Source organism: Sphingobium fuliginis (assembly GCF_004152845.1).
Taxonomy (GTDB): Bacteria; Pseudomonadota; Alphaproteobacteria; order Sphingomonadales; family Sphingomonadaceae; genus Sphingobium; species Sphingobium fuliginis.
Genome location: NZ_SEON01000003.1, coordinates 360575 through 374247 on the forward strand (window position 1 = coordinate 360575; position 13673 = coordinate 374247).

The window sequence follows — 13673 nt, forward strand, 5'->3', positions numbered from 1 at the left end:
GTCGAAATCGGAAAAATCAGAGACAATGTTCATCGTCGTGGAACCGCTGATCGTCGACGACGTTATCGTTGTGGAGTTCGTGGCGGAAAGAAGCTGCGAACTGGTACTGGTTGCAGTCGACGTCATATTCGATGTCGACCCCCCAGTCATGATCGTAGCGGCTCCCGCTGCGAAAATACAAAGCATTCCGGCTCCAAAAATGGAGCCAGTCATTTTGACAGGCATGGTTGCGACCCCCGCAGTTAACCCCAATAGGGTCCCCCAAGAAGGTTAACAAAAACTTCGGGTCAACGACGACTCGTCGTATCCTTTCGGAATTTGCGACGAGTTGTTGGTGGACATGCTGAAAACTGGCTGAACCTGGCCATGTTTTCAGAATCGATATGACCCGGGATTTCCACGCCGGAAATGAAAAGCGCTCCCGACACAAGGCCGGGAGCGCGCCTGTTCCAGCCCTTACCGCGAGGGAAGGGATTTCGGTCGCGGCTTATTCCGCCGCCTGAACCAACTCTTCTATCTCGGGCGTGGCGCCGCGGCCGACGCTGACATAGGCGAAGCCGGCCGCCTCGGCATCGGCCGGACGATAGATGTTGCGCAGGTCGACCAGACCGTCGCCGCTCATGATGCCCTTGAGGCGCGGCAGATCGAGCGCCCGCAGCGCATCCCATTCCGTGACGATGACGACCGCCGCAGCCCCCTGCGCCGCGACATAGGGATTATCGCAGAATTCGACATTCGCCATCATCGTACGGGCGGCATCCATCCCCTCCGGATCATAGGCCCGCACCTGCGCGCCTCCGTCCTGCAGGGCCTGGATGATGGCGATCGACGGTGCATCGCGCATGTCGTCGGTATTGGGCTTGAAGGTCAAGCCCAGCACGGCGATGGTCTTGCCGCGCACCGACCCGTTGCAGACCGCGACCACCTTCCGCGCCATGGCCCGCTTGCGGCTTTCGTTGATCGCCACGGTCGTTTCGATCAGGCGGATCGGCGCGCCGGCGTCTTCGGCCGTCTTGACCAGCGCCAGCGTATCCTTCGGGAAGCAGGAGCCGCCATAGCCCGGCCCGGCATGAAGGAATTTCGAACCGATCCGGTTATCGAGACCGATGCCGCGCGCCACCTGCTGGACGTCCGCGCCGACATTCTCGCACAGTTCGGCAATTTCGTTGATATAGGTGATCTTCATCGCCAGGAAGGCGTTGGCGGCATATTTGATGAGTTCGCTTGTCCGGCGGCCGGTGAACTGGATCGGCGCCTGGTTGAGGTAGAGGGGGCGATAGACCTCCTCCATCACGGGGCGGGCGCGCTCATCCTCTATGCCGACGACGATGCGGTCAGGGCGCTTGAAATCCTGGATCGCCGCACCCTCGCGGAGGAATTCGGGGTTGGAGGCGACGGCGAACTGCGCATCGGGATTGGTTTCGCGGACAATGCGGTCGACCTCGTCCCCCGTACCGACCGGAACGGTGGACTTGGTGACGATGACGGTGAACCCGCTCAGGTTGGAAGCGATCTCCTGCGCGGCGGCATAGACATAGCTCAGGTCCGCATGCCCATCGCCTCGCCGCGCGGGGGTGCCGACGGCGATGAACACCACATCGGCCTGGCTAACCGATCCGGCAAGATCGGTGGTGAATGTCAGGCGACCCGCCTTCACATTGCGCGCGATCAGATCGGCAAGGCCCGGCTCGTAGATCGGAACGCCGCCGCCCTGCAACAACTCGATCTTGCGCGCGTCCTTGTCCACGCAGATGACATCATGGCCGAAATCCGCGAGACACGCGCCGGATACCAGGCCGACATAGCCCGAGCCGGTCATAACGATCCGCATCACTATTCTCCTTCTTCAAACGGCTTTCGACCGACGGCCAACCGATCATGAAAGGACGCAGGAATCCATTCCGGGAAACCCCGGATGCACGGACCCTCATCCCTCATCATGGGTTGGGCGCCAGGCGACCGAGCCCGATGCCCAATTGGCCGGAACCAGCCGGCGATTGACGCAGCGCAGCATACCGTCCTGCGCGGGCTGGATGCAACGCAGCCTGCCGCTCTTCGCACACATATGGGCGCGGATCAGGCGCTTAGCCCATGGAAAAGGGCGGGAGCATCGCTGCTCCCGCCCCTCGCCCTCGCCCTGAGGAACCGGTCAGAATTTGACGCGCACGCCGGCCGTGAAGGCGCGGCCGACAATATCGTACACCGCGATATTGGTCGGCGGGTTGACGCCCGGCACGGTGCCGGGAATCAGCGGCGGCTTCTTGTCGAACAGGTTGTTGACCGTCGCGAAGAATTCGAAATTGCCGCCATCGCCATGCGGAATGGTGTAGCGCATCGTCAGGTCGGTGTACCAGACCGGCTTCACCTTGGGATTGACGAACTGGATCGGCGTCGCGCCGCCCGGAATATCGAGCCGCATCTTGCCGATATATTGTTCGCCAATGGTGAGGCCGAAGGGGCCATTGGTATAGTCCACCGTCAGGTTGCCGCGCCAGCGCGGAAAACCCTGCGGGTTGCTGGTGACGACGCTGACGCCCGCATAATGGGCGATCGGCGCGCCCGCATATTGCTGGGCATCGAACTTGTCGAGATAGTTGAGGTAGAGCCGCAGGCCCAGCCCGCCATTGCCGACCGCCGTGCGATAGGTGAAGTCGAAATCGATGCCCGCCGTCTTCAGGAAGGCGATGTTCGCAGGGGTCAGACGAATCAGCGACGGGAAGCTGGTCGGGCTGGCGCGCTCGATCAGATTGCATTCCGCAACGCCCGATCCGCCGGCATTGAGGCAGTTGGTCAGGATCTGCTGCGCCGACAGGGAGTCGATCAGCTTGTCGACCTTGATGTTGTAATAGTCGATCGAGGCCGAGAAACCGCGCAGGAAGCTGGGCGAGAACACCGCGCCGAAGGTGTAGGTGTCCGCCACTTCCGGCTTCAGATTGGGATTGCCCGACGTCACCGTGTTGGCATTGACGTTCTGGCCGCTGCCATAGCTCCCGTCCGCACTCCTGACGTCATTGACGATGCCGATGCCGCTCTGCGCGCCGGCATAAAGTTCGAACAGATTGGGCGCGCGGATGTCATGCGAATAGGTGCCGCGCAGCAGCAGGTCGTCCACTGGCTTCCAGGTGCCGCCCACCTTCCAGGTCTTGACCGTGCCGGAGGTGGAGTAATCGGTCACACGGATCGCGCCGTTCACGCTCAATTCGCGGAAGAAGGGCGTGTCCTTCAGGATCGGCACCGCAAGTTCGGCATAGGCTTCCTTGACGTTCAGCTTGCCCGCCGCCGATCCGACATTGGTCAGCCAATAGAAGAGCGTGTTGATCGAGCCGGTGGGATAGGGAACCGTCGCCGATTCCGCCCGAGGGACGCCGCGCAAGCCGGCGAAATAGGCTTCCCGCTCCGCATCCGTGTCCAGCAGCGACGGATCGGCATTGCTGGTTAGGCGCAGGGACTGGCGCCGATATTCCACGCCCACCGCGATGTCGACCGGGCCTGCCGGCAGTTCGAACAGGCTGCCGCTGATATTGGCGGCGATCGCATCCTGCTTGAAGCGCGCCCGATAGCTGGAGGTGCCGGTCGCATAGGCGTAGCCCTCCGGCGTCGATTTCGACGGATCGCCATGCATCACGTCGATCGGCTTGCACCCGGCATATTGGCTGGCATAGGTCGGGTTCAGCAGCACGCGGCAGGTGACCTGCCCGGTCGAGGGATCGCGCACGGCGTCGAGCGCGGCATAGAGCTTCTGGTTGTCGTACAGCCCCACATTGTCCATCGAATGCTTCGAATCGCCGTGGCTGTAGGTCACCTGCCAGTTGAAGTCGTCGAACTTGCCCGCAAGGCCGGTCGTCGCCGTCCAATAATCGGTCTTTTCATAGGCGATCGGCTTGGGCTGGCCTGCATCCTGCTGACCGACGACATAATAATCGTTCGCGCCTGTCAGCGCGCCGTCGAGCGCAGTGGAGAGATAGGGATTGCCCTTGTAGATGCGCGCCGATTGCGTCGCCGGAATCAGCGAATTGCCCTGTGTGAAATAATGATATTTGCTGCGGGCGTAGAGCCCCTGGACGAAGAAATTGATGTCGTCCGTCAGGTCGTAGCTGACCCGGCCGAAACCGTTATAGTTGGTGAGCGGCGAGATCGCATTGGTGTCGTCGGGAATCTTGTAGCCGTCGCCGCCCTGCTGGAAGCCGGTGGTACCGACGACGGTCCCCAGGTTGAACGGGCGGGTGGAGCCGTCATTGTTGATGACCCGTCCGACGAACGGATTGCCGGCCACGCTGGACCCCACGATACGGCCGTTGGCGGCCAGGGCGGAGATGCGGATGTCCGGCGCAACCACATAGGGATTGGCAACCGTGCCCGGCGCCGCCGTGCAGGTGCGCGACTGGCCGTTGGCGGAAAGAGCGCAGGTGGATGTCACGCTGCCGACGAAATTATAGCCCTGCGTCGCGAAGTCGCGGTCCTGCCGCAACATGCCGTCGCTGTTGGAATATTCCGCGCTCAGCAGGACATGGCCGCGGCCGCCGGCGAAATCCGCGCCGAATGCGCCGCCCAGCCGCTGGTTGCCGTTATTGCCGCGCTGGTCCACGCCTGCCTGGGCCACGCCCTTGAAGCCCGTGAACTTCTTGTCGAGGATGAAGTTGACGACACCCGCGACCGCATCGGAACCCCATTGGGCCGAAGCGCCCCCCGTCACCACGTCGACACGCTGCATCAGCAGTTGCGGCAGGACGTTGGTATCGATGGTGCCGACATATTCGGTGGGCGAAACCCGCATCCCGTCGAACAGGATCAGCGTACGCAACGGCCCCTTCGGATTGTTGCTGGGCGTGCCGAGGCCGCGCAGGTTCAGAACATTGCCGTGGATCGGCAGGTTGGAGAAATTATTCGCCGACTTGGATGGGCTCAGCGAATTGTTGAACTGGGGCAGCTTGTTGAGCGCGTCGGCCACGCCCGAGGGCGTCGTCTTGGCCAGTTCCTCCGTCGATGCGACCGTCACCGGAGTCGGCGCGGTATAACCGTCGCGCACGATGCGCGACCCCGTCACGACGATGTCGGCATTGCTCGCCGGCGCCGCGGCCTGGGGCACGGCATCTTCCTGCGCGGGCGCCGCCGCGGCCATTTCCTGCGCCCAGGCGGGCACTGCCATTGCGATGATGCTGGCGCCGACGGCCAGCGACGATATGAACAGCCTGTCCTTCGTCATCTTTCCTTTTCCTCTCCCTGCACGATCTTTGTCCGGCAACGTCACCGGGCGCGATCATTATTATCCCCGTGTGCACTTTTATAGTTATCCCAGCCAACGCCGATGTCAATAAATTTTGCACCAGTGGGAAAAGTTAATTGCAGATATTCCACACTCCCTTCACCGGAATCCCCCGGCATAATTTCCCCGCGCCGCCCCGGCGGTCCGCTGTTTCCGCGCACATGCCACGAACATATATTGACCCACTGTGCAGAAATGTGCGTTATAATGGCTGGAGCGGCAGTGCGCCGGCAGACCGTGCCGGGCGCTACAGGGCCGAGAGATAGGGAGAGTGGCCTTGCCGCATGATCGTCAGTCAGACAGCGCCATTTGCGACGGGGCAGCGCAACCATGACGCAGATTTCCGCGACGATGGCGTCATCGTCAGGATCAGGCGGCGCGCACGGAGATGTCGAAGCCAACATCGCCTCACCTCTCCCCGAACAGGCCGCCTATCCTTCGCCCCTGATGGGCTGGCTGACCGTGGCGATCCTGTTCCTGCTGTACATATTATCACTGACCGACCGAAACATCATGGCCCTCATGGTCGGGCCGATCAAAAAGGACCTGGGCCTGTCGGACCTCCAGATCAGCCTGTTGCAAGGACCGGCCTTCGCCATTCTCTTCTGTCTGTGCGCGATTCCGCTGGGCATGGCGCTGGACCGCTTCAGCCGCCGAGTCGTCCTTTATCTGTCGGTGACGGTGTGGAGTATCGCGGCGGCGAGTTGCGGCCTTGCCGGCAGCTTCGCGGCGCTCGCCATGGCACGGGCAGGCGTCGGCGCGGGCGAGTCGGGCTTCGGCACCGGCAGCTATTCGGTGGTCGGGGACAGCTTCCCGCCGCACAAGGTTTCGCTCGCCATGTCCGTCTTCATCATGGGCGGGGTGATGGGCGCGGGCATCGTGTTCCTGTTCGGCGGCCCGATCGTCGCCGCCGCGATGAAGGCCGGCCCCGCCGATTGGCCGGTCTTCGGGTTGCTGCAACCCTGGCAACAGGTGTTCATCATGACCGGCGCGCCCGGCATAGCGCTCGCCTTCCTGGTCTTCGCCTTTCGCGAACCGCCCCGGCGCAGGGCGATCAGCGCGGGCGCGGGCTATGGCGAGGCATGGGCCTTCATGCGCGAATATATGCCGCTCTATCTGGCGACCTTTGTCGGCTTCGGCCTGGCCTATGCCGCCACCATCGGTTTCCAGCTGTGGACGCCGGTCTATCTTGCGCGGGTTCATGGCTGGGAACCGGGACGGATCGGGCCGGTCATCGGCCTCGCCCAGATCGGGGCGGCGGCGATGATCCCGCTGCATGGCTGGACAGTCGACCGGCTCTATCGCCGGGGGAAGCGCGACGCCCATCTGTTCTGGTGCCTGCTGACGGTGCTGGCCTCGGCGCCCTTCGGCATCGCCGCCTTTCTGGTCAGCAGCCCCTGGACGACCGTCGCCTGCTACTGGTGCTTCATGGCGCTGATCCTCTCCACCTCCAGCATGGGGCCTGCCACGGTGCAGGTGGTGACGCCGCAATATCTGCGCGGGCGCGTGTCGGCGCTCTATGTGCTGGCGTCCGGCCTGATCGCCATGGCGGGCGGGCCTGCCTTCATCGGCCTTGTCACCGACAAGCTGCTGGGCGACGAGATGAAGGTCGGCCTGTCGCTCGTCATCAGCGTGTTCTGCGTGCTGCTGCCCGCCGCGCTTCTTTTCGCCTTCGGTCGCGCCTCGATGCGGCGCGCCCATGAAGCCATTGCTTGAGGATGATCCGATGATAGAGACACGCCGCCCCACCTTCATCGACGGCAAGCCCAAAAAGCTGCTGATCGACGGCAGGCCTGTCGACGCCCTGTCCGGCGAGACGTTCCAGAGTTTCAGCCCATCGACCGGCGAACTGGTGGCCGAACTGGCGCTGGCGGGCGCGGAAGATGTGGACCGCGCCGTCCGCGCCGCCCGCGCCGCCTTTGAAGGGCCATGGAGCCGTTTCAAACCGGCCGAGCGGCAGGCTGTGCTGTTGAAGCTGGCCGATCTGGTGGATGCGGAGTTCGACGATCTCGCTTTGCTCGACTGCATCGAAATGGGCCGCCCGATCACGGCTGCTCGTGGATTGCGGGGCATGCTGCAACGTTCGCTGCGTCATTTTGCGGGGGCCGCAACGGCGATCCATGGGGAGACGTTGTCCAACAGCTTCCCGGTGGACCTGCTGTCCTACACGCTGCGCGAGCCGGTGGGCGTGGTGGGTGCGATCATCCCATGGAACGGCCCGCTGTTCAGCGCGGCGTGGAAGGTCGGGCCTGTACTCGCGACCGGCTGCGCCATCGTCCTGAAACCCGCAGAAGATGCATCGCTCAGCCCGCTCCGCTTCGGGGAACTGTGCCTGGAGGCGGGTGTGCCGCCGGGCGTCGTCAATGTCGTGACCGGCGCGGGCGAAACCGGAGGCGCCCTGTCCGCGCATCCCGATGTGGACAAGATCGCCTTCACCGGCTCCTGCGAGACCGGCCAGAGGATCATCGCCGCTTCCGCCGGGACCGTGAAAAAGGTGACGATGGAACTGGGCGGCAAGTCGCCCAACATCATCTTCGCCGATGCCGATCTCGACATGGCTACGCCAGCAGCGGCGATGGGGGTATTCAACAATTCGGGTCAGGTCTGTGCGGCCGGCACGCGACTGTTCGTGGAACGTCCTGTCTATGAGGACATGGTCCAGCGCATCGCCGCCTTCGCGAAGGCTCTGAAGATCGGCCCCAGCCTCGACACCGACACCCAGATCGGTCCGCTGGTGTCGGCCAGGCAATATGCCCGCGTCTCCTCCTATCTCGAACTGGGGCCGATGGAAGGCGCGCGGCTCGTGACGGGCGGCGAGCGCGTGACGGGCGGCGCCTTCGACAAGGGCCATTGGGTCGCGCCCACCATCTTTGCCGATGTGAAGGATGAGATGCGGATCGCGCGGGAGGAGATTTTCGGCCCTGTCTCCTGCATCATGCCGTTCGACGATTTCGACGAGGTGATCGCTCGCGCCAATGCGACGCGCTTCGGCCTGGCGGGCGGCGTGTGGACGAAGGACATCGGCAAGGCCATGACGGCGGTGAAGCGCATCCGGGCGGGGTCGATCTGGGTCAACCATTATTTCGCGATGGACCCGTCCGTCCCCTTTGGCGGCTACAAGATGAGCGGTTTCGGACGGGAGGGCGGCGCCGAACATATCGACGCCTATTTGCAGACCAAGGGCGTGTGGATCAGGACATAAGCTGGAGCCCCTTCCCGCTCCCGCGAAGGCATTGGAGCGAGATGGGGGGCTCGCGGCAGCCCAGTCCTGTCGCCGGAACCGCCCCCTGCCTCAGCAGGAGCGCCCCCTTCCCTGCCTCCGGTTCACTTGCCGATTTCCAGCGCCCTTTCCGGGCAGGATTTCGCACCCTTCCAGGCAAGCTTCTCATCCGCCTCCGCCACGTCGATGTCGCCGGGCTTGATATAGCCCTCATCGTCCAGCTCGAAGATATTCGGCGCCATGGCCCAGCAACGCGCATGGCCCTGGCATTTGTCATTGTGCACGATGATTTTCATGGAAAGTCCCTCCTCAGGACCAGTCGAGGACCAGATTTTCGATGCCGAACACATGCCCGCCGAAAGTGACCGGCGCCGTGCCTTGCTTGATGCGGAAGGGCGGAATGCGCTTCAGCCATTCCTCCAGCCCGACCACGATCTCCCGCCGGGCGAGATGCGATCCCAGGCAGCGGTGCGGGCCATAGGCGAAGGCGGTGTGGCGATTATCCTCCCGCGCAAGGTCGATCCTTTCGGGATGCGGGAATTCCAGCGGGTCGCGATTGGCGATCATCGTCGCGCAGGACACATAGTCGCCCCGGCGGATCGGCGCGCCTTCGAAATCGATGTCCCGGGTCGCCACGCGGATCATCTGCACGGTGGGATAGGCGCGCAGCAGTTCCTCCGCCGCCAGCACGATCCGTGACGGATCGCTGCGCAGCAATTGCTGGTCGTCCATATGCCGCGCCAGATAGTTGAGGTCGAAGCCTATGGCGGCCGCCACCGTATCCAGCCCTGCGATGAACAGCAGCACGCCGGTACCGCGAATTTCCATGTCGGTCAGCGGCCGGTCATCGATCTTCGACTGCACCAGGAAGGACATGAAGTCATCGACCGGCCGCCTGCGCCGTTCGGCGGACAATTCGTCGATGAAGCCGATGATGGTCCGCGCGGCGGCGGGACGCTGGACATTGTCGCCATGCAGCAGTGCGTTCGCCCAGCGGACGAATTCATCCAGCCGATCGTCGGACAGCCCAAGGAAGCGCAGGAAGATGTTCACCGCGAAGGGAAAGGCGAAATCCTCCATGACATGGCAACTGGTGCCCGCCGCCGCGATCCTGTCGATCAGGAAGATCGCCCGTTCCCGCACGGCGCTTTCAAGCGCCATCACCCGCTTGGGCGAGAGCAGCGGGTTGAGCAGCGAGCGGAACTTGCCATGGTCCGGGGGGTCCAGTTCCAGCGGGATCATCGGCCAGCTTTCCCCCAGGGCGGAGGCGAAGATGCTGCGATGGCTGGAGAAGGTTTCCGGGTCCTGCAACACCTTCCGCTGATCCTGCGCGCGGGTGATGACCCATGTGCCGCGCCCGTCGCGGGTGTTGACCGGCGAATAGAAGATGCGCGGACCCTGATGCACGACGGCGGCGGCCGCCTGCGGATCGCCATTGGGCGTCGGCTGCATGCCGGGCGAGGAAAACAGGCTGAAATCGCCGACCATATCGGGCGGAACATGCGCCGGAATGGGTCGGGCCGCGAAGGTCTCCATATGCGCGCTCTCCTATGTACGAGCCGCCCGCCGCCGAATCGCAAGGCTGCGGCTGATCTTATCAATTTTGCATTTGAGTATAGTTTATGACCTGTGGCAAAGCTGTCAACCATCACGGTCATGATCAATGAAGATGCGACTAATTTTACCCACCTGTGCAATTTATACCTAGCCAGCGGTGCAGAATTGGCATAAGGATTCGGTCATGGAGGCGGGATGCTCCATCGGAAGGCCGCGTGGCTTTTGCGGGAAACAGGGACAGGGTGCATGGCCGAGTGGGATGGAATGGAAGCGCAGTCGTTCCGGCAGGAAGCGCGCGCATGGCTGCGGGCGAATTTCCCGCCTTCGCTGACCAATGCTCCATCCATTCACTTCGTCAGCGACCGGCATGCGGCGGAATCCAATGCCGACTGGCGCCTGTGGCGCGAACGCATGGCGGAAAAGCGGTGGGGCGTGCCCACCTGGGAACCGCGCTATGGAGGCGCCGGCCTTAGCGAGGCGCAGGCCAAGATCATCGGGCAGGAACTGGCTGCGATCGGCGGTTTCAATCCGATCCGCAGCTACGGCACGATGATGCTGGGCCCGACGCTGCTGGAATATGGCAGCGAGGAACAGAAGCTGGAGCATCTGCCCTTCATCGCCACCAATGAACGGCGCTGGTGCCAGGGATTTTCGGAACCGGGCGCAGGGTCCGACCTTGCTTCGCTCCAGACCAAATGCATCGACATGGGCGATCATTGGCTGGTCAACGGGCAGAAGATCTGGACATCGGGCGCCGACCAGGCCGACTGGTGCTTCGCCCTCGTCCGCACCGACACCAGCCGAAAGCAGGGCGGCATCAGCTTCCTGCTGATCGACATGAAATCCGAGGGGATCGAAACCCGCCCTATCGTCCTCATCAGCGGATCGACCCATTTCTGCGAAGTCTTCTTCAACGATGTGAAAGTGCCCAAGGGCAATCTGGTTGGCGAAGTCAATCAGGGCTGGGCTATCGCCAAGCGCCTGCTCCAGTTCGAACGCAACAGCCTGTCGGATGTGAAGGCGGAGATTACGCCGCTGGCGCCGCTAGCTCATGAATATTGCGGCACGGACAGCATGGGACGGATCGACAATCCCGACCTCAGGGTGCGCATGGTCCGCAACGCCATGCGGCACGAAGCCTATCTGGCGACGGTTGCGCGCCTGACGCGGGAGGCGAAAAGCGGCGGTCCCAGCAATGGGGTCTCGGCTCTAAAGAATCTCTGGTCCGGTATCATCCAGGAAAGGGCGGAACTTCTGGTCGAACTGATGGGCGCGAACGGACTCGGCTGGTCGGGCGAACATTATACCGACGCGGAACGGGAAGCGACGCGCGCCTGGCTGCATAGCAAGGCCTTCTCGATCTACGGCGGCAGTTATGAAGTCCAGAACAACATCACGGCGAAGCGCACGCTGGATCTGCCGGCCTGACAAAAGAGACGAATAAGGATGGGATCGGGAGGATGCTGAACGAAGAACAGCAGATGCTGAGGGACATGGCGGCGGAATGGGTGCGTGATCGCCTGCCCGTGACGGCGCTGCGGTCGCTCTATGGCCATGATGGTGGCGGCCGGCCGGATGCGGAGGGTTTCGATCCGGCGGCCTGGACGGAAATGGCCCAGATGGGCTGGACGGGCATTTTGGTGCCGGAGGCGCAGGGCGGCTCCGATTTCGGCTGTCGCAGCATGGGACTGGTGCTGGAAGAACTGGGTCGGACATTAGGCGCTTCGCCGCTGCTGAGTTCGGCGCTGGTGGCGGCATCGGCGCTGCGGCTGGGCGGGACGGAGGCGCAACAGGCGCGCTGGCTGCCGGGCATTGCCGACGGATCGGCCATAGGCACGCTCGCGGCGGAGGAAGGGTCGCAGCATGAGCGCGAGAAGATCGCGCTCGCCGCCATGGCGGTGGGCGACGGGTGGGTGCTGAACGGCATCAAGCGGCCCGTGCAGGATGGCATGGCGGCGACCTTCGCCATCGTCGCGGCGCGCACCCATGGCCTCCCTGGCGACAGGGACGGGATCACCCTGTTCCTGGTGGAAAGCGATACGCCCGGCCTCTCGCGGGAAGCGCTGGACCAGATCGACGCGCGGCGGCCCGCTCTCTTCAGCTTCGACAATGTGACGGTGAGCGCTGACGCCGTATTGGGCGAAGTGGGCAAGGGTATCGACCTGCTCGACAGTTTGTTCGACCGGGCGGCCATCGGCCTAGCGGCGGAAATGCTGGGCAATGCGTCCCAGGCCTTCGACACCACGCTCGATTATCTCAAGACGCGGGTGCAGTTCGGCGCAGTCATCGGCTCCTTCCAGGCCTTGCAGCATCGCGCGGCGGAGATGTTCGGGGAACTGCAGCTCGCCCGATCGGCTGTGGAGGCGGCGCTGGACGCCATGGACGCGAACGATCCCGCCCTCCCCGCCCTCGCCTCCCTGGCCAAGGCGACCGTTGGGGAAACGCTGCACGGTATTTCATCCCAGATGGTCCAGCTTCACGGCGGCATCGGCATGACCCATGAGCATGATGCGGGACTTTATCTGAAGCGGGCGCGGGTGGCGGCGCAATGCTATGGCTCGACCGCCTGGCATCGCGAGCGCTGGGCGCGGCTCAACGGCTATTGAGGCGACCGGCATGCAATCGCGTGAAATCCACCTGAAGCGCCGCCCGATCGGCACGCCGGTCGCGGAAGACTTCGCCATGGTCACGGTCGACGCACCGCCGCCCGGTCCGGGCGAAGTGCAGGTCCGCAACCTGTGGATGGCGGTCGATCCCGCCATGCGCGGGCGGATGAGCGACGCCAAGAGCTATGTCCCGCCCTTCGCGCTCGATGCGCCGATGGAGGGGCCGGCGATCGGAGAGGTCATCGCTTCCAATGATCCGGTCTTCGCGCCGGGCGATCTCGTCTTCTCCCGCCTTGGATGGCGGGAGGTTTTCAACGCCCCTGCCAGTGCGCTTCAGCAGCGGGACAGGAGCGCCCTCCCCACCCAGGCCTGGCTCTGTTTCGCCGGGATGCCGGGCCTGACGGCCTATGCCGGGCTGATGCGGATCGCACGGCTGCAACCTGACGAGGTCGTATTCGTCTCGGCAGCGTCCGGTGCGGTCGGCTCGATAGCCTGCCAGATCGCCCGCAACACCGGATGCAAGGTAATCGGATCGGCGGGCGGCCCGGAAAAGACCGCCTTCCTGCGCGATGTGCTGAAGGTCGACGCCGCCATCGATTACAAGGCGGAGCCGAACCTCACCAAAGCGCTCGCCCGTGAGGTCAAGGCGATCGGCGCGACGGGCATCGACGTTTATTTCGAAAATGTCGGCGGCGATCATTTGCAGGCCGCGCTGTCGCTGGCTCATAATTTCGCCCGTTTCGCGGTGTGCGGGATGATCTCCCAATATAACGTCACCGATGCGCCGACCGTACCGCGCAACCTGACCATGATCATGACCAAGCGCATCCGCATGGAAGGCTTCATCGCACTCGACCATATGGACCTTGAGAGCGAGATGGTGGAGCGGATGACGGCCTGGAACGCCGCGGGGCAAATGGCTTCGGCGGAAACGGTCTATGAAGGGATCGACAAGGCGCTGGATGCCTTTTGGGGTCTGTTCACCGGCGCGAATATCGGTCGGACCCTTGTCGGATTCCTGGGGTGA

At 63.5% G+C, this 13673-nt stretch carries 10 protein-coding genes; 5 read left to right on the top strand and 5 right to left on the bottom strand.

Going from position 1 to position 13673, the window contains the following annotated elements; all coding sequences use genetic code 11:
- Positions 1 to 16 precede the first annotated feature (16 nt).
- The 3 genes from EWH10_RS21985 to EWH10_RS10545 form a co-directional block, all read right to left on the bottom strand.
- Entirely contained in the window at positions 17 to 181 is a 165-nt protein-coding gene (locus tag EWH10_RS21985) for a hypothetical protein (RefSeq protein ID WP_157009833.1), read from the bottom strand.
- Between the two features lie 306 nt (positions 182 to 487).
- On the bottom strand, positions 488 to 1831 hold the full coding sequence (locus EWH10_RS10540; protein WP_025548811.1) for a UDP-glucose dehydrogenase family protein: 1344 nt from the start codon (positions 1829 to 1831) through the stop codon (positions 488 to 490).
- A 318-nt stretch (positions 1832 to 2149) separates the two neighbouring features.
- The gene (locus EWH10_RS10545) at positions 2150 to 5203 is read right to left on the bottom strand and encodes a TonB-dependent receptor domain-containing protein (protein ID WP_044662426.1); all 3054 of its coding nucleotides are present in this window, start codon (positions 5201 to 5203) and stop codon (positions 2150 to 2152) included.
- Between the two features lie 390 nt (positions 5204 to 5593).
- On the opposite strand from EWH10_RS10545, the gene EWH10_RS10550 reads away from it, so the two are divergent.
- Together EWH10_RS10550 and EWH10_RS10555 are read left to right on the top strand one after the other, a co-directional pair.
- Positions 5594 to 6979 carry an MFS transporter gene (locus tag EWH10_RS10550; protein WP_044663165.1) on the top strand — a complete coding sequence of 462 codons (1386 nt, stop codon included), beginning with the start codon at positions 5594 to 5596 and terminating at the stop codon, positions 6977 to 6979.
- Between the two features lie 10 nt (positions 6980 to 6989).
- Complete coding sequence (locus tag EWH10_RS10555; protein ID WP_044663166.1) at positions 6990 to 8465, top strand: aldehyde dehydrogenase family protein; 1476 nt, start codon at positions 6990 to 6992, stop codon at positions 8463 to 8465.
- A 122-nt stretch (positions 8466 to 8587) separates the two neighbouring features.
- On the opposite strand, the gene EWH10_RS10560 is transcribed toward EWH10_RS10555, so the two are convergent.
- Positions 8588 to 8779, bottom strand: a complete 192-nt coding sequence (locus EWH10_RS10560) for a ferredoxin (RefSeq protein ID WP_025548817.1) — start codon at positions 8777 to 8779, stop codon at positions 8588 to 8590.
- A gap of 13 nt (positions 8780 to 8792) precedes the next feature.
- A complete protein-coding gene (locus tag EWH10_RS10565) occupies positions 8793 to 10019 on the bottom strand; it encodes a cytochrome P450 (RefSeq protein WP_044662427.1) in 1227 nt (408 codons plus the stop codon).
- A 267-nt stretch (positions 10020 to 10286) separates the two neighbouring features.
- Between EWH10_RS10565 and EWH10_RS10570 the strand changes: the two genes are divergently transcribed.
- From EWH10_RS10570 to EWH10_RS10580, 3 genes are read left to right on the top strand one after another with little or no spacing between them, the layout of a single operon-like run.
- On the top strand, positions 10287 to 11468 hold the full coding sequence (locus tag EWH10_RS10570) for an acyl-CoA dehydrogenase family protein (protein WP_044662428.1): 1182 nt from the start codon (positions 10287 to 10289) through the stop codon (positions 11466 to 11468).
- A gap of 32 nt (positions 11469 to 11500) precedes the next feature.
- Entirely contained in the window at positions 11501 to 12646 is a 1146-nt protein-coding gene (locus EWH10_RS10575; protein WP_044662429.1) for an acyl-CoA dehydrogenase family protein, read from the top strand.
- 10 nt (positions 12647 to 12656) lie between these two features.
- The gene (locus tag EWH10_RS10580) at positions 12657 to 13673 is read left to right on the top strand and encodes an NADP-dependent oxidoreductase (protein ID WP_044662430.1); all 1017 of its coding nucleotides are present in this window, start codon (positions 12657 to 12659) and stop codon (positions 13671 to 13673) included.

Bases quoted from the DNA above. Each gene is read 5' to 3' on its own strand.
- EWH10_RS10540 (WP_025548811.1), bottom strand. From the start codon at position 1,831: ATGCGGATCGTTATGACCGGCTCGGGCTATGTCGGCCTGGTATCCGGC.
- EWH10_RS10545 (WP_044662426.1), bottom strand. From the start codon at position 5,203: ATGACGAAGGACAGGCTGTTCATATCGTCGCTGGCCGTCGGCGCCAGC.
- EWH10_RS10550 (WP_044663165.1), top strand. From the start codon at position 5,594: ATGACGCAGATTTCCGCGACGATGGCGTCATCGTCAGGATCAGGCGGC.
- EWH10_RS10555 (WP_044663166.1), top strand. From the start codon at position 6,990: ATGATAGAGACACGCCGCCCCACCTTCATCGACGGCAAGCCCAAAAAG.
- EWH10_RS10560 (WP_025548817.1), bottom strand. From the start codon at position 8,779: ATGAAAATCATCGTGCACAATGACAAATGCCAGGGCCATGCGCGTTGC.
- EWH10_RS10565 (WP_044662427.1), bottom strand. From the start codon at position 10,019: ATGGAGACCTTCGCGGCCCGACCCATTCCGGCGCATGTTCCGCCCGAT.
- EWH10_RS10570 (WP_044662428.1), top strand. From the start codon at position 10,287: ATGGCCGAGTGGGATGGAATGGAAGCGCAGTCGTTCCGGCAGGAAGCG.
- EWH10_RS10575 (WP_044662429.1), top strand. From the start codon at position 11,501: ATGCTGAACGAAGAACAGCAGATGCTGAGGGACATGGCGGCGGAATGG.
- EWH10_RS10580 (WP_044662430.1), top strand. From the start codon at position 12,657: ATGCAATCGCGTGAAATCCACCTGAAGCGCCGCCCGATCGGCACGCCG.